The organism is Neobacillus rhizophilus, assembly GCF_018343535.1.
GTDB classification, from domain to species: Bacteria; Bacillota; Bacilli; order Bacillales; family Cytobacillaceae; genus Neobacillus; species Neobacillus rhizophilus.
On record NZ_JAGYPF010000001.1, the window covers coordinates 494,908 to 510,807 of the forward strand.

Sequence of the window (15,900 nt, forward strand, 5' to 3'; positions counted from 1 at the left end):
TAATAAAGCCGCCCACCCTGTGAGCGGCCTAAAAGTTTATTTTTGTAAGCCGTTTAGATTCTTCTGAAATTCTATGAAATATCGTAAAGTATCAGGATTTGCTAATGAGCCCGTATTCACTGCCTTTTCAACAGGAGTTCCCATTAAAATTTTCTTGATCGGTACCTCTAGCTTCTTTCCGTTCAACGTTTTCGGCAGTTCCTCAACCACAAAAATTTCATTTGGAACATGCCTTGGCGAACAATCTTTACGAATGGCCTGATTAACTCGGGACCTCACATCATCCGACAGCTCAGTTCCTTGTTTTAAAACTACGAATAAAGGCATATAGGATTGCTCGCTGCTGAGTGGCAGGTCAACAACTAAACTATCAAGAACTTCAGGTACTTTTTCCAATGCACTATAAATTTCACTCGTCCCCATCCGGACTCCGCCGCGATTAATAGTTGCATCCGAACGTCCGTAGATAATAGCACTTCCCCTTGAAGTGATCTTAATAAAATCACCATGGCGCCAAATACCTGGATACATGTCAAAATAGCTGTCACGGTAACGCTCGCCGCTTTCATCATTCCAAAAATAAATCGGCATCGATGGAGTCGGCTCCGTAATGACGAGTTCACCTATTTCATCTGTCAGCTCTTCGCCCAATTCGTTAAATGCCTTTACAGCAGTACCAAGCGCACGGCATTGCAGTTCACCAGTATGAACTGGCAGGGTTGGAGCACCGCTAACGATTGAGGTACAAATGTCAGTTCCTCCACTTGTCGAAACGAGCCAAAGGTCTTCTTTTACCTGTTCATACACCCATTCAAATCCACTGGCAGGAAGAGGAGACCCCGTTGACCCGATACTTTTTAAATGAGAAAGGTCAAACTGCTCCTTCGGCTTCAGGCCTGCCTTCATGCAAGCCGTAATGAAGCCCGCACTGGTTCCGAACATGGTCATTTTCGAAGATTCGGCAAATTTCCACAATGTATCATAATTTGGGTAACTTGGATTGCCATCATATAATAGAATCGTTGAACCCACCAATAATCCGCTTACAACAACATTCCACATCATCCAGCCAGTGGTGGTATACCAGAAGAAACGATCATCTTTTGAGATATTGCTTTGGAGAGCCATCATTTTAAAATGCTCTAATAAAATTCCACCCTGGCTTTGGACAATCGCTTTTGGTTTGCCAGTAGTACCGGATGAATATAGAATCCACAGTGGATGGTCGAATGGCACCGCCTCGAATGATAATTCTGCCCCTGTTGAAGTTTCAACCGGATGATTCCACAAGACAGCGTTCGTTAACTGGCCGATATTTGGCTCTTCATTTATGTTTGGGATAATGATCGTTTGCTTTAGAGTTGGCAGTTCCGATTGAATTTTTTTCACCAGTTCAAGACGGTCAAAGTCTTTTCCTCCATACCGGTAGCCATCAACGGCAAACAATACCTTCGGTTCAATTTGCTTAAAGCGGTCAATTACACTCATGATCCCAAATTCAGGTGCACAGCTTGACCAGACTGCCCCGATGCTGGCACAAGCAAGAAAGGCTGTAATCGTTTCATGAATATTGGATGCATACGCTACTACACGGTCTCCCGGTTGAACTCCAAGTGATTTAAGATATTCGGCAATGGCCGCGGTGTTCTTTTTCAATTCCGCCCAGGTTATTTTCCCCTGCGTCCGGTTTTCACTTTCGTAAATAATTGCTTCTTTTTCAGGGATTTCATTCCGAAATACATGCTCTGCATAGTTTAAGGTTGCTCCAGGAAACCACTGAGCCCCCGGCATTTTTCTTACCTTTAAAACCTCTTCATATGGCGTTTTCGCCTGAATGTCAAAATAGTGCCAGACGGCAGACCAAAAGCCTTCAATCGAGGTAACTGACCACTTCCATAACTGTTCATATGTATCAAAGTGCAGTCCCCGTGTTTCTTCCAGCCATATCATGAATTTTTTTAAATTGGACTCATCCTGGAATTGTTGCGAAGGCTCCCACAACAACTTTCCTTCCATTTTTTCAATCGTCATTGCCATTCCCCCAAATGTCGTGTTCGAATTGTTTTAGCTACACTTACCATATACGAGTTTAGGATAGTAATTTCCTTCTTAATTTTTCAAAAAATGAAAAAACTCATCTTAAAAAGGAATGCGGAAGCCCCTTGATCAGGGGCGATATAGGGAGACTTATCGATTGGCAAGCGAGAGCGAAGCCAGAGATTAGTCTCCCTTAATGCGTACAGAAAGCATAAGCTTTCTGCTAGCCAGGCATAAGACGAACCGGCGAGAAGGGATGCTTTTTAGCCTTCTTGACGAATTGACTGTAGACCTGCGAGCCCCTAGGCGCCGGAGCTGGACAAAGAAAAGCTGCCATGTTGCAGGCAGCTAAAGTACGAGGCACCGACTATCGTTTCCAAAATGAAAAATGCATTGAAAAAGTATACAATTATTAAATAAGACCTAGATTAATTTAAAGGATGTAGCTAATGGATTGGAAACCTAACAGAGAATCTAAAATACCCATTTATAAACAACTTGCTATATATATCGAGAACGGGATTGCGGATGGAACTTTTCCACAAGATAAACCATTGCCTTCTGAAAGGGGCATGGCGAAAGAGCTCGGAGTAAACAGAAGCACCGTCATTGCGGCTTATGACGAGTTGGAATCAAATGGACTGATTGAGCGAAAAAAAGGCAGCGGAACAACCGTCAGCAAAGATATTTGGGGCATGGCTAAGAACCGTATTCCAAGCTGGAACAGATACATTGAGGCAGGCTCGTTTCTTCCTAATTTACCTGTAACGCAAAGAATTCACAAAGAGATGGCTGAGCAAAAGTTAATTAATTTAGCCAGCGGCGAATTATCTCAGGATTTATTTCCCTTAACTTCTCTTAGGGAAATTACTATGAACAGATCCTTTATCGGTACTATGGGATATGACCATCCACAGGGTAATTTGATACTCAGAGACACACTAGCTAAACATGTTAAACAGTTCCGAGGGATCGAAACGAATCCTTCATCTATATTGGTTACTTCGGGAGCACAGCAAGCTTTGCATCTTGTTGTGCAATGCCTGTTAAAACCTGGAGACTCAGTTGCCCTTGAGAATCCTTCCTATCATTACAATCTGCCTGTATTTAAATCTGCAGGAATCAAAACCTATTATTTAAAGGTTGGTAAGAAAGGAATTAACCCAAACGATATAGCCGAATTATATAAAAAACATAGAATTAGGATGATTTTCTTGAATCCAATTTTTCAAAATCCCACGGGAACGCTTTTGTCCCTAGAACGGAGGAAAAAGATTCTTGAAATATCGTCTGAATTTGGGATTCCAGTGGTGGAGGATGACCCCTACAGTTTGACGCCTTTTTCAATGGAAAAAATCCCAACTCTTAAATCATTGGACCATCATGGAAATGTTTTATATATTAGTTCTTTGACAAAAATTGTTGCCTCAGGGCTGCGGATCGGATGGATTATTGGACCGAAGCAGGTGATTGAAAGGTTAGCAGATGCCAAACAGCAGGTCGACTTTGGACATGCCAGTTACTCTCAATGGATTGCAAATGATTTTTTAGAATCTAATGGTTTTGAATCTCATATGAAGGATTTAGTTAAGAAGTTAGAAAGCCGTAGAGATCAAATTACTGAAAGCCTGGATACATTTTTAAAAGATCAAGTCGATTTTACTATCCCTCAAGGCGGCATTCACTTGTGGTGCCGAATTAAAAAGGAATGTGATGAAATCCAATTGTTGGAGGAATCGATAAAAAGAGGTGTAATATTTGTCCCTGGTTCAACGATGGGGACTGAAAAGGGATTCGTCCGCTTTACCTTTGCAAGGGAAAATGAGGAAATGATCCATAAAGGAATTCAAAGGTTTGCTGATGCACTTGAGAATGTTTCAAACTAAATAGGGCAAATAATTAGACCATCCATCAAGATGGTCTAATCAACTCCAATATAGATTCCGAGTGAAATTAAAGCGATGCCTATAATAACAACATATATTAAAGTTAAGTTGGTGGTGTTTCTTTTTGTTGAACCGCTGTAGTTTTCATCAGGTTTCCTGGTAAGCAAGAGTGTAGCAACTACTGAAAAAATAAGAATTAAAATAACTAAGCCAATCATTATATTCATACTGCACCTCTAATTAAAAAGCTTTTTCTACCTATATCATATCAAAAATGCATTGATTGTTGACCATCCAATTCACCTAAAAATTGACCATCCACTTTTTCTCCATCAAAAAAAGGCCGATTGTTTACACCGGCCTTTAATTTTGTATTTATCATTAAACACTTCTCAACGCATCAATCGGATTAAGCTTAGAGGCCTTCCGTGCTGGTGCAATGCCAAAAATAATCCCAATGGCGGCAGAAAACCCGAAGGCAAGGACAACGGTGAATACCGAGAGTGCAAAACTAGCCCCAATCAAAAAACATACAGCATAAGCTATTAACGCCCCCAGCAATAAGCCGATCGTTCCGCCAAAGAGTGATAAAAATACCGCCTCCAGCAGAAACTGCTGTTGAATCCGCTTGGGCTCTGCCCCAAGGGCTTTTCTTAGCCCGATTTCGGTCGTTCTCTCTGTAACAGAAACAAGCATCATATTCATAATCCCAATGCCGCCTACGATAAGAGAAATGGAAGCAATCCCGCCCAGCATGAGTGACATCATGGTTGTTACCCTATTGATGGAAGACAGCATATCCTGCATATTGATAATGGTAAACCCGTCTTTATTGTAGTTAAATGCCTGGTTTAGAACAGCTTCGATATCACTTGTTATTTTTTCAGAATCATTGGCATCGCTCATAAACACGTCAACATTGTTAATATATCCGGTTCCTAGCAGGCTCATGGAAGTGGTATAAGGAATAATGACTGCATCATTATTAGACGAATCCGAAAAACTGCTTGATTCATGGAGTGTTCCGATCACCGTGTAGGTTACGCCGGCTACTAGCATTTTTTTGCCAATCGGGTCTTCCCCCCAAAACAGCTCCTCTGCAATATTGGCCCCGATAAGGCATACTTTATTTTCACTATCAATATCCAAAATATTGATGCCCCTGCCAGTTTCAACCAGGTCTTTCGTCTTAGAAAAATACACATCATTTTTTCCTTGAACGAACACATCCTTTTTTTCATTTCCGTTATAGACTACCGTTGTGTTTCCGGTAAGAGTCGGTGAAACTCCGGCAACATCCTCAATTTCTGATAGCTTTTGAATGTCGCTGTCGAGTAAGCCTTGTTTAAGTGGTGTTCCGATGGCTTGAACAGTTATTTTATCGGCCCCAAAGGAAGAAAACTCGCTTGTCATTCCGTCCATCGCACCTTTCACAATCGTAATCAATGCAATGATGGAAGCAACGCCAATCACAATACCGAGCATCGTTAAGAAGGAACGCATTTTATTATGAATAAGATTCATCCAAGACATCTTGAAGTTTTCCTTAAACATAAGTAAACTCCTCTCTCAGTTTGCCGTCTAATATGCGGACAATTCTGCTGGCATTTTTCGCAATTTCAATATCATGTGTAATCATGATAATCGTTTTTCCTTCTTCATGCAGCTCATGAAATAGCTCCATAATTTGCTGTCCCGTTTTTTGATCGAGAGCACCGGTTGGTTCATCAGCCAGCAATATAGTTGGGTTCGTCACCATTGCTCGTGCAATGGCTACCCTCTGCTGCTGCCCTCCGGAAAGCTGATTTGGTCGATTTTGCAGTTTTTCACCAAGTCCTACCCTCCCGAGCATTTCCCTTGCTCTTTGTTTTCGGTCCTTTTCCTGGACTCTGGCATAAACGAGTGGAAGCTCCACATTTTGTATCGCATTAAGCCTTGGAAGCAGCTGAAATTGCTGAAAAATAAAGCCGACCTCCTTGTTGCGGATTGCCGCAAGAGACGCTTCATCCAGTTCATCTACCTTTTGATTCGACAAATAATAATCACCACTTGTCGGGGAATCAAGGCATCCTATAATATTCATCAGTGTTGATTTCCCTGAACCCGATGGGCCTAAAATGGCTACAAAATCTCCTTTATTTACTGTTAGATTAATATTGTTTAAGACCACCTGCTCTTCCTCACCCATCACGTACGTTTTTGTGATTTGAGTCATGTTTAAAATTTGTCCGCACATTATGGATTACCTCCATGCATCATCGCTGAAGCCGCATTATCTTTATTGATGATCATCACTACATCACCTGCGTTAATACCTTCTTTAATCTCGATGATGGTACCGTCGTTAACGCCGGTTTGAACATATTTTTTGACTTGGGCACCTTTTTCTGTAGGAATCAGAACGTACGGCTTATTTTTGCTGTCAAAATTGATTGCTTTCATGGAGAGCGTAATTATACCCGATACGTTTTGTTTCAATATTTTCGCCTCTGTACTCATCCCTACTTTAATCGCTTCGTCATTGTTGAGGTCAATCGTTGCAGTAAAATAGGAAACACCGTTTTCGTTAGCAGCTTCCTTCGAAATAGCTGAAACCGTCCCTTTAATTTCTTTTTCGAGCGCATTTACAGCAACAATCACTTCTTGGCCAACGGAAAGGTATTTAAGGTCGTATTCGTCAACTTTAACAGTTGTTTGTAAAACAGAATAATCGACGATGTCGACTAATTGCGCCCCTGTCATTACTTCCACGTTTTTTTCCACATAGATTTTTGTAATTTCTCCGTTAATTGCTGCCTTTATTTTTTTACCATCCTTCGATTCTAACAAGACATCGCCGCTTTTCACCTGATCACCTGTTTTTACCTTTACTTCCTTAATCTGCATTGGAGCATCACTAGTAATTGTCTTTTTGTTTTTAGCTTCTATAGTACCCGAGAAGGTGTAGTAGGTGGTGATGTCGTCAATTTGAGCTGTTTCCTTTTCGAAAGTTCCTAATCCCTTTGGCGTAAAGATTATTGCTGAAATGATGGCTATTGCTAATAGTCCAAGTATTGACCAAATTACTATCTTCTTTTTACCTGTCTTTTTTTGGTTTGTACTCATAAATTAATCCCCTCCCTTATTGGATAATTTCATTTTACGGCGGCTCCCTTTCCTTCTAACCGCAGACTTTTAGATAACCCACCGCAGGAATTGGTGGTGCCTCCGCATGATTTTGAGGTGTGGATTTTTCGGAAAATATGGTGTTCACAATAAATTAATGTAGGATTTTCCGGGTATATTATGAATATCAGAATGTAATCAGGAGGAAGAAAAAGTGAGTAACAAGACCCTATCCTTTTTTGCTTTAGGCGGCATTAATGAAATTGGAAAAAACATGTATGTGATTCAATATCATGACGATATCGTGGTGATTGATGCCGGCGGAATGTTTCCTGATGAAAGCTTGCTTGGAATTGATTTGATCATCCCAGATGTGACCTATTTGGAAGAAAACCGTGAGAAAATCCGGGCTTTAGTTGTGACCCACGGGCATGAAGATCATATCGGCGGAGTCCCTTATTTTTTAAAAAAATTAAATGTACCTATTTATGCAACACGTTTTACGCTCGGTTTGATTGATTTAAAATTGGCTGAGCACCGGCTCAAACGGGATACAAAGCTTGTACCGATTGATGCTGATTCAGAGTTAGAATTTGGCGAGATTAAAGTTTCCTTCTTCAAAGTCAGCCATAGTATTCCGGATTGTCTGGGAATTGTTTTTCATACGCCGGAAGGGAATGTCGTTCATACAGGGGACTTTAAATTTGATCTAACTCCGGCCAATAACCAATATTCCGATATACATAAAATGGCAGAGATTGGCCAGAAAGGCGTTATGGCGTTAATTTCGGAAAGTACGAATGCTGAACGAAAAGGGATCACTCCTTCTGAGCAAATGGTAGGCAGCCATATGTTGGAAGCTTTCCTGCGGGCTAGGGGAAAAATTTTCGTTTCAACCTTTGCTTCCAATGTAAATCGTGTGCAGCAAGTCGTGGAAGCCTGTATTGAGACAAATCGAAAGCTGGCCTTGCTGGGCCGAAGTATGGTGAATGTCGTAGATGTTGCCATTGAACGTGGCTATTTGCATGTACCGGAAGGGATGCTGATAGAAGCAGGCGAAATCGAAAAACTTGCCCCCGAACGAGTCGCCATCCTATGTACTGGAAGCCAGGGCGAACCAAATGCCGCTCTCGGACGGCTGGCAAGCGGAAGCTATCGGGATGCTTCGATTTATCCCGATGATACTGTAATTTTGGCAGCGTCCCCTATTCCCGGGAACGAAAAGGATGTTTCCCGGATTATCGATAACTTGTTTCAGCGTGGCGCGCATGTTATTTACGGTTCCGGAAGCTCAACCGGGATGCATGTATCGGGCCACGGTTACCAGGAAGACCTAAAACTGATGCTTACGCTGATGAAGCCCACTTACTTTATTCCGATTCACGGCGAATACCGGATGCTTCACCATCACCGGATGCTTGCGGAATCGGTTGGAGTGGAAAAAGGAAATACCTTTATTATCCGGAATGGGGATGTCGTGGATATTCAAGACGGGGTTGCGAGGCAGACTAGATCCGTCCCTGCTGGTGATACATATGTTGACGGCGTGAGTGTCGGTGATGTGGGGGAGATTGTGCTGCGTGATCGGAGGCAGCTGTCTGAAGATGGCATGCTGGTAATCGTCTTAACATTGAGCAAACGGGACCAAAGGATTATCCAAGGACCGGACACGATTACGCGCGGATTTGTGTATGTAAAGGAATCTGAGAATTTGATGAGGGAAATTAACAGCCTTGTCAAAAAGACGGTTAATGACTTACAAGAAGAAAACATTCGGCAATGGAACGTCATCAAACAAAACATCAAGAAGACTGTAGGACAGTATCTCTTTAAAGAAACGAAAAGAAAACCGATGATATTGCCGATTATTATTGAGATATGAATGTGTGAAAAAAAATTGCCCGGCACCTTCTACAAAGTGCCGGGCAATTTTTTTCGGTTTAGGAGTTAAAATTGAAGATTCGCAGATATAATCAAAAATTCGCATATATCCATTAAAAATCCGCGGATATAATGGATGACCCGGATTTTTTTATTAAAAACCAATTTCCGGTTCGCTATTTAAGCATTTTAACGTGTTCCTGCAACCTAGAAATATACGTTTCACTTAAAAAACCGCTCCCGCCACGGATGATTTCCTCCAGATAATGGTCAGGCGGTACTGTTTCAGAGTCTTTCGAAACTACTATAAATGTTAGTACATCTTTGATTGTCTGTCCATTCATCTTGACATCAATTAAAGCAGGACGGTAGAGGAGAGTATGAACGCCCTCACGCCTGTATAAATATTCGAGACATTCATATGGAATCTCATATACCTTCCCTTCCACAACGCCTCCATCTTCCACAATGTCTGCCCGCCCGCCGTCAGGCAGCTTTTTTGTAAATCGAAGGGTGTAACCCTTAAGCTCTGCAACCCCGGCTAATTTTTGAAAATAATGATCGACCCCAGCGAGCTTAAACCTCGCATGGTCCAAACAGCTGCCATAAGCGAAATACAATACGTTCCCATTTTGTTTCTCAAACTGATATACCTTCCAGTCACCAAATGGTATTGGCGTTTGCAGCATGCTTTTGTTGTGGTTGGCAACCGTATAAATAAAGGCTTCCGTTTCTCCGCCATCATGATGAATGCTCTGCTTTTTCCGGTCATATAAATTGTTGCGGCCTTGTTCTTCATAACCCTCTAATTGGTCGAGACTACGCAGATGACCGTCAGATACAAGGTACAATTCTCCATAAACTGTTTCTGTTTGCGATTTTTTAACTGCCGGATAACCTAATCCAGTATCAAAAAGGCTCCCATTTGTCCAGGCTTGCTCTGCAACCAGCTCCGCATCCTGTAGTAAATAATGATATTTCTCATTTCTTCTTAATGTTCCATAAACGAAAACGTAATGTTTGTTCATTTTTCCAGCAGTCCCTTTCTTTGTGCTTTATTCAGCAATTCTAAACCAATCTTTACTTCGTCACAAAAACCTCAGATTCCTTTTAAAGTTAGTTTAATATTTTATGGATACCTTTCAATACATGGACTTCTAGTTTTCTGGAAATAATAGCATTTAGCTAAAGAAAGGGGCTTATTAATGGATCGTGAAATTTTCAGAATAATAAATAAACTGGCTGGACGTTATCGTTTTTTGGATATGATTATGATCATAATTTCGAAAAAAGCTCGTTATGTATATGTTTTATTATTAGTTATCTTGTGGTTTCGCAATAAGAACTATAAAAAACTCACATTATTAACGGGAGTCTCTGTTGGGGTAACCTATATTTTCACTTTTATAATAAATATTATCAATTATAAACCAAGACCATTTTTGAACCATGAAGTAAATGTATTACCGCCTGTTCCTTCAAAAAAGGATTCATCCTTTCTAAGTAGACATACAATACTGGCGTTTGCAGCAGCTAATTCCGTGCTTTTATATCACCGATTATTCGGCAAAATAATGTGGTATTTAGGAATATTTATTGGAATCTCGCGGATTTGGATGGGGCATCATTACCCAATTGAAATTATTAGAAGTGCTTTATTCGGAAGTATTACTAGTTTCATTGTTCATATTTCGAAAAAACATTGGGATCCAATTATATCCCGCATTATTTATTCATATAATCGTTATTGTTCTTATTGTAAACTCCGGTAAAAACGATATTAGCGGGAGTAGCCTTAAGGTTCCTCCCTTTTTCACTTGTGTAATTGGATAAACCCTCTAATTAATTGGTTGAACTCGGAAGCGGACTTTGTTGGAATCTGGTGCTTTTCTTTGATAAACTTTAATTCATTATGAGGGAGCTTTTCATTTAATATTTTTGCATATTTATGAAAGGCTTTGTCCTTTTCACCATAAATCAATAAAATCGGATGGTGAATGGTATGTAATTGATTGGTACAGTTATATTCCAAGCTATAATTGTAATATTGAGCGATGTTTCGTGTATCACCAAACAGGGATTCATGATACATGGTCTTAAAGGTTTCTTTTGAATCGGAATTACCCCAGGAAATCCCTAGGGCGAGTAAACGTTTGGCTCCTGTTTTGGCAAGCATCCGTGCCATTACAATTCTTTTTTCGTTATACCAATCAAATACCTCAGACATTCCACTGACAATTATCCCGCATAATGCCCGGTCAGGAGTTGTCAATAAAAATTCCAAGACAATGGAACCTCCGGTGGAATATCCGCAAAGATATGCTTTTGAGATTCTTAGATGGTCCAAGAGATTCCGTATGTCATCCGCTATTAACCGATATGTAAGTGGTTGTTCTGAATAAGAGCTCTGGCCATGTCCACGAATATCAAAACAGATAACTTTGTAATGTTTCGATAAATCATCCATCTGGTATTTGAAATTTGCACTGGTAAGCAAGGGAGGATGGATAAATACAATGGGAACCCCTTCCCCTTTCACATTGTAGTACAGTCTGATTCCTTCCTTTTCAAAAATAGGCATCGTTAACCCCTCCTTTATTTCATATTTCAACTGGCTTTAATATTCAAAGTCTGTATTTAGGTTTACTCCTTCATGAAGCTCTTATTCCAAAAAGTAATGCTTCTAAATATCAAGGATCAATAAATCATGGTAAAATGATGATAATATGGAGTATTCAAACATAACGTATTATTATATTTCCGGAATGAAGGGTTACCGTTGACAAAAATTTCGAACATTAATACCAATAAAACAAATCACTTTTTTATAACACTCTTCATTGCTCTTAACGGCGCACTGATATTTCAATTCCTTCATACCCCCATTCCTTGGCTTTTAGGACCCATGACTGCTGTATTCATTGGCTCGAGGTTTAATCGAATTAATTTATATTGGCCTAGATGGATTCGAGATATTGGATTAATCATTGTTGGTTATTCGATTGGGCTGTCCTTTACCAAAACAGCTCTTTATCAAATTGCGGCAAATTTGCCTTCCATGCTGTTAATGACCACTTTACTAATTTGTTTTTGTGCCGGCATTGCTTTTGTTGTAGCAAAGTTGACTGACGTTGATTATCCGACTGTTCTAACCGGAAGTATCCCCGGTGGTCTATCGCAAATGATTACCTTTGCCGAAGAGATGAAGGGAATTGATATTACAACGGTGACGTTTCTTCAGGTTGCCAGATTAATGATGATTATCTTTTTTGTACCGTTTCTTGTGTTCGGGCCGCTTTTTCAGAATACAGGAAAGGGCCATACAGGTTCATCACTTTTGCAAAGCGCAGATCAAACATCTGCTGGGAATTTTCCTCTGATGCTAATTTTATTTGCTGTCATTAGTGTTCTAAGTGCCCTGCTAGCGAAAAAAATAAAGGCTCCTACGCCGTTTTTGCTTGGACCGATATTGGGAACAGCTGTCTTGACGATTGGCGGCCTTCACGGACCTGACCTCACGCCGCCTGTATTAGACCTGTCGCAATTTATGATTGGCGGCTATATAGGACTATTGTTGAAACCTGAAAAACTGACAAATAAAGCAAAAGTCATTACCCTTGCCATTATCAGCGGGGGATTGATGATTCTCTGCTCTTTGGGATTAAGTTTGCTTTTGGTATACTTTCGATATTTCACTCCATCCACCAGCTTCCTGAGTGTCGCCCCGGGAGGAATGGATCAAATGGGCATCCTTGCTCATGCAATAGGGGCGGACTTATCAATGGTGAGTGGCTTTCAGCTATTCCGGCTGTTTTTCATATACTTTGCCGTCCCGCCAATCCTAAGATGGATATTCAAAATCAAAAAAAACGCAAAATCCACATAGACTTACCAGCATAACAAAAAGTGTAAAACCCGATAAGGTCTTACACTTTTTTTATTATGCTGTTTTCATTTGTTTTTGCTCCTATGCGACCAGTCTGCTTGTTTTTTCTAGCGTTGGGGCACATAGAAAGGCTATATGCGACCGGTCCGCTTGTTTTTTCTAGCGTTGGGGCACATAGAAAGGCTATATGCGACCGGTCCGCTTGTTTTTTCTAGCGTTGGGGCACATAGAAAGGCTATATGCGACCAGTCCGCTTATTTTTTCAAGCGTTGGAGCGCATAGAAAGGTTATATGCGACCGATCAGCTCATTTTTTCAAGCGTTGGGGCACATAGAAAGGCTATATGCGACCAGTCCGCTAGTTTTTTCAAGCGTTGGAGCGCATAGAAAGGTTATATGCGACCGGTCCGCTCATTTTTTACAAGCGTTGGGGCACATAGAAAGGCTATATGCGACCAGTCCGCTAGTTTTTTCAAGCGTTGGGGCGCATAGAAAGGCTATATGCGACCAGACCCCTAGTTTTTTCAAGCATTGGAGCGCATAGAAAGGTTATATGCGACCGGTCAGCTGATTTTTTCAAGCGTTGGGGCACATAGAAAGGCTATATGCGACCAGACAAGTTATTTTTCCAAGTGTTCGGTCGCTTAAAGCAATTCAATATGTTATTTCTTCTTACTTGGAGCAGTTTTTATGTTATGAAAGCAACAATCTTTTAGAAAAGAACCTTTTATAATAAAATCGTCCGCCTTAGGTGGACATTTGTCTTTTTGTGGTGCCTGACACCAAATAGACGCGTTCAGGGCGGCCAACTGTGCCATAAGCTAAATCGGCTTCGATTTTGTCGTCGGCGACAAGGTGTTCGAGGTAGCGGCGGGCGGTGGTGCGGCTGACACCTATTTCTTTGGCGACGCGTTCAGCGGTGAGACCGCCCTCTGCTCGTCCGAGTACTTCCATTACCTTATCTAAGGTAAGCGGGTCGATGCCCTTTGGAAGGTAAGGCTTGTCCCCCGCTCCTGCGGTACCTTCAACATCCTTGCGCAACAGCTGGTCGACCTGTTGCTGGGTAACGTGCGGATTATCTTGTCCCAATTGAACAAGTTTTCTATGAAACTCTTGATACCGCAGCAATGATTGCTTGAAACGCTCAAAGACAACTGGTTTAATGATGTAATCAAAGACACCTATACTAATTGCCTCTTGAACTTTATCAATCTCTTTCGTGGCCGTAATCATAATGACGTCCATTTGCTTTGCCTGCTGTTTTGTTTCCTTCAGCAAATCCAGTCCGTTCATATCCGGAAAATAAACATCCAGCAGAAGCAGGTCCGGCTGCAAAATCTCGATTAATGTTTTGGCTTCCACATAACTTGCGGCAATCCCAACGGTTTGAAAACCTTCAATCTGTTCCAAAAACCGTTTCTGGATTTCCGCGACACGCAAGTCATCCTCAACAATTAACACTTCGATATCTTGGTTCCCCTTCATTCATATTCCCCCTGCTTTTTGGAATCGCTACAGTAAAAATCGACCCTTCACCCCTGCTCGACGAAAAGGTCACGTAACCCCCTAATTCGTGAATCTCCTTTTGAACGAGACTAAGACCGATTCCAGCATTACTGCCTGATTTCTTTGTTGAAAAACCCTCTTTAAAAATCTGATCTGCAAACTCGGCGTCAATCCCTTCACCGTTATCTTCTACTTCGATAATCAATTCTCTGCCAAGGTCAGTTAAAAACAAGGAAACGATTTTTTCTGCCTTGTCATTTGCCCTTACGGCTTCAAAAGCATTGTTGACAAGATTGCCAATAATCGTTACTAGTGAATCCCTGCTGATGTCACTTGGGAGATCCCTAAAACTGCTTTCACTATCAATCGAAAACTGAATTTTCAGCTCGCTAGCCAGGCTGACTTTTCCTAGAATAAATCCGGCAATAATCGGTTCAGGAATTTCCTTCATTAAAAATCGAATGAACCCTTGGGTAACATCCACTTCTCGCGAAATGAAATCGATTGCCTCTTTATAGGAACCTAACTGAATCAACCCAAGCAATGTATAGAGACGATTGGAATACTCGTGTGTCTGAGCGCGCAGCCCTTCTGCATAGGCCTTGACATGAGATAATTCCTGAAGCAGGTGGGCCAATTCAGATTTATTCCGCAAGCTCGCCACTGCCCCGATAACGTCACCTTTGTTGTTAAAAATAGGCACACGATTGGCTAAAAAGACTTCACCAAAAATCATGAATTCCGTATCATATTCGGCTCGCCCCGTCCTGACAACATCGTGCAAATGCGTATTTTCAAGCACTTCTTCAATCCTTGTCCCGCGAAGAGGAATATCGCAAGGCACCTGCAATATTTTATGTGCGGTTTCATTGACTACCGTTATTCTTCCTTTCGTGTCAATGGCAATAATCCCTTCATGGATGGATTCAAGGATTGCATGCTTTTCCTGATACATCCAGGCAATTTCCTTTGGCTCCAGCCCGAAGAGTGCCTTTTTAATATTAAACGAGATTAATATAGCCGCCAAAAGACCGCCTAATAAAATAATCATGATGGCCCAAAAGACCTTTTTCTGAATGCGCGCCACTTCTTTTTCAATATCCGTCTGCAGGTAACCTACTGAAACGACGCCGATAACCTGTCCATCTTTAAAAATCGGGGATTTTCCTCTTAAAGAAGGTCCAAGTGTCCCAATTGATTCCGAAATAATAGATTCTCCTTTAAAAACACGTTCGTTATCTCCCCCGACCATTTTTTTGCCTAAACGATTAGGGTTAGGGTGTGAATAACGGACCTCGTCTTGATTTCCAATAACAATGAATTCTGCATCCACCTGTTTGCGTATTTTTTCCGCAATAGGCTGAATAATGGAAGCGGGGTCCTCCGCATTAAATGCCTTTTGTATTTCCGGCATGTTCGCAATTGATTGAGCAACGGATAACGCCTTCGTGCCAATCTCATGCTTTAAATTCGTTTCCATGATATTTTTAAACGTAAATTCTATGATGGTCCCCATGATAATAATAACTATAGAGATTCCCAGCATCAGTTTTGTATGTAAACGCATGCAAACACCTCTATCTTAATAATATATTAAAAA

At 41.2% G+C, this 15,900-nt stretch carries 13 protein-coding genes; 4 read left to right on the forward strand and 9 right to left on the reverse strand.

The features are described from left to right. Positions 1-36: 36 nt before the first annotated feature. Positions 37-2,031 carry an acetoacetate--CoA ligase gene (locus tag KHA99_RS02380; protein WP_213115826.1) on the reverse strand — a complete coding sequence of 665 codons (1,995 nt, stop codon included), beginning with the start codon at positions 2,029-2,031 and terminating at the stop codon, positions 37-39. A gap of 455 nt (positions 2,032-2,486) precedes the next feature. Here KHA99_RS02380 and pdxR point away from each other — a divergent pair, with 455 nt between their 5' ends. Then, positions 2,487-3,923: a MocR-like pyridoxine biosynthesis transcription factor PdxR gene (gene pdxR, locus KHA99_RS02385; protein ID WP_213115827.1), complete on the forward strand. Its 1,437-nt coding sequence runs from the start codon at positions 2,487-2,489 to the stop codon at positions 3,921-3,923. 35 nt (positions 3,924-3,958) lie between these two features. On the opposite strand, the gene KHA99_RS02390 is transcribed toward pdxR, so the two are convergent. From KHA99_RS02390 to KHA99_RS02405, 4 genes are all read right to left on the reverse strand, one after another. Then, the gene (locus tag KHA99_RS02390) at positions 3,959-4,150 is read right to left on the reverse strand and encodes a hypothetical protein (RefSeq protein ID WP_213115828.1); all 192 of its coding nucleotides are present in this window, start codon (positions 4,148-4,150) and stop codon (positions 3,959-3,961) included. Positions 4,151-4,304: 154 nt separating this feature from the next. Then, a complete protein-coding gene (locus tag KHA99_RS02395; RefSeq protein WP_213115829.1) occupies positions 4,305-5,477 on the reverse strand; it encodes an ABC transporter permease in 1,173 nt (390 codons plus the stop codon). After that, positions 5,470-6,147: an ABC transporter ATP-binding protein gene (locus KHA99_RS02400; RefSeq protein ID WP_213116871.1), complete on the reverse strand. Its 678-nt coding sequence runs from the start codon at positions 6,145-6,147 to the stop codon at positions 5,470-5,472. The genes KHA99_RS02395 and KHA99_RS02400 overlap by 8 nt, the downstream gene beginning before the upstream one ends. An 11-nt stretch (positions 6,148-6,158) precedes the next feature. Further along, positions 6,159-7,028 (reverse strand): efflux RND transporter periplasmic adaptor subunit, encoded by an 870-nt coding sequence (locus KHA99_RS02405; protein WP_213115830.1) that lies wholly within the window; start codon positions 7,026-7,028, stop codon positions 6,159-6,161. 214 nt (positions 7,029-7,242) lie between these two features. On the opposite strand from KHA99_RS02405, the gene KHA99_RS02410 reads away from it, so the two are divergent. Further along, on the forward strand, positions 7,243-8,910 hold the full coding sequence (locus KHA99_RS02410) for a ribonuclease J (RefSeq protein ID WP_213115831.1): 1,668 nt from the start codon (positions 7,243-7,245) through the stop codon (positions 8,908-8,910). A gap of 175 nt (positions 8,911-9,085) precedes the next feature. Here the strand turns inward: KHA99_RS02410 and KHA99_RS02415 are convergent, their stop codons facing one another. Beyond that, positions 9,086-9,937 carry a gamma-glutamylcyclotransferase family protein gene (locus KHA99_RS02415; protein WP_213115832.1) on the reverse strand — a complete coding sequence of 284 codons (852 nt, stop codon included), beginning with the start codon at positions 9,935-9,937 and terminating at the stop codon, positions 9,086-9,088. A gap of 177 nt (positions 9,938-10,114) precedes the next feature. On the opposite strand from KHA99_RS02415, the gene KHA99_RS02420 reads away from it, so the two are divergent. Then, positions 10,115-10,681 carry a phosphatase PAP2 family protein gene (locus tag KHA99_RS02420; RefSeq protein ID WP_213115833.1) on the forward strand — a complete coding sequence of 189 codons (567 nt, stop codon included), beginning with the start codon at positions 10,115-10,117 and terminating at the stop codon, positions 10,679-10,681. A gap of 41 nt (positions 10,682-10,722) precedes the next feature. On the opposite strand, the gene KHA99_RS02425 is transcribed toward KHA99_RS02420, so the two are convergent. Beyond that, positions 10,723-11,490 carry an alpha/beta fold hydrolase gene (locus KHA99_RS02425; protein ID WP_213115834.1) on the reverse strand — a complete coding sequence of 256 codons (768 nt, stop codon included), beginning with the start codon at positions 11,488-11,490 and terminating at the stop codon, positions 10,723-10,725. A gap of 198 nt (positions 11,491-11,688) precedes the next feature. Here KHA99_RS02425 and KHA99_RS02430 point away from each other — a divergent pair, with 198 nt between their 5' ends. Then, positions 11,689-12,795, forward strand: coding sequence for an AbrB family transcriptional regulator (locus KHA99_RS02430; RefSeq protein WP_249366398.1), 1,107 nt, complete (start codon positions 11,689-11,691; stop codon positions 12,793-12,795). 746 nt (positions 12,796-13,541) lie between these two features. Here KHA99_RS02430 and KHA99_RS02435 read toward each other — a convergent pair. Both KHA99_RS02435 and KHA99_RS02440 read right to left on the reverse strand, forming a co-directional pair. Next, positions 13,542-14,279, reverse strand: a complete 738-nt coding sequence (locus tag KHA99_RS02435; RefSeq protein ID WP_213115835.1) for a response regulator — start codon at positions 14,277-14,279, stop codon at positions 13,542-13,544. Next, positions 14,242-15,867: an ATP-binding protein gene (locus tag KHA99_RS02440; protein ID WP_213115836.1), complete on the reverse strand. Its 1,626-nt coding sequence runs from the start codon at positions 15,865-15,867 to the stop codon at positions 14,242-14,244. Before KHA99_RS02440 ends, KHA99_RS02435 begins: the two co-directional genes overlap by 38 nt. Positions 15,868-15,900 lie beyond the last annotated feature (33 nt).

Excerpts from the sequence above, each read along its gene's own strand:
- KHA99_RS02420 (WP_213115833.1), top strand. The coding sequence starts at position 10,115 with ATGGATCGTGAAATTTTCAGAATAATAAATAAACTGGCTGGACGTTAT.
- KHA99_RS02435 (WP_213115835.1), bottom strand. The coding sequence starts at position 14,279 with ATGAAGGGGAACCAAGATATCGAAGTGTTAATTGTTGAGGATGACTTG.
- KHA99_RS02440 (WP_213115836.1), bottom strand. The coding sequence starts at position 15,867 with ATGCGTTTACATACAAAACTGATGCTGGGAATCTCTATAGTTATTATT.
- KHA99_RS02395 (WP_213115829.1), bottom strand. The coding sequence starts at position 5,477 with ATGTTTAAGGAAAACTTCAAGATGTCTTGGATGAATCTTATTCATAAT.
- KHA99_RS02405 (WP_213115830.1), bottom strand. The coding sequence starts at position 7,028 with ATGAGTACAAACCAAAAAAAGACAGGTAAAAAGAAGATAGTAATTTGG.
- pdxR (WP_213115827.1), top strand. The coding sequence starts at position 2,487 with ATGGATTGGAAACCTAACAGAGAATCTAAAATACCCATTTATAAACAA.
- KHA99_RS02415 (WP_213115832.1), bottom strand. The coding sequence starts at position 9,937 with ATGAACAAACATTACGTTTTCGTTTATGGAACATTAAGAAGAAATGAG.
- KHA99_RS02390 (WP_213115828.1), bottom strand. The coding sequence starts at position 4,150 with ATGAATATAATGATTGGCTTAGTTATTTTAATTCTTATTTTTTCAGTA.
- KHA99_RS02425 (WP_213115834.1), bottom strand. The coding sequence starts at position 11,490 with ATGCCTATTTTTGAAAAGGAAGGAATCAGACTGTACTACAATGTGAAA.
- KHA99_RS02380 (WP_213115826.1), bottom strand. The coding sequence starts at position 2,031 with ATGACGATTGAAAAAATGGAAGGAAAGTTGTTGTGGGAGCCTTCGCAA.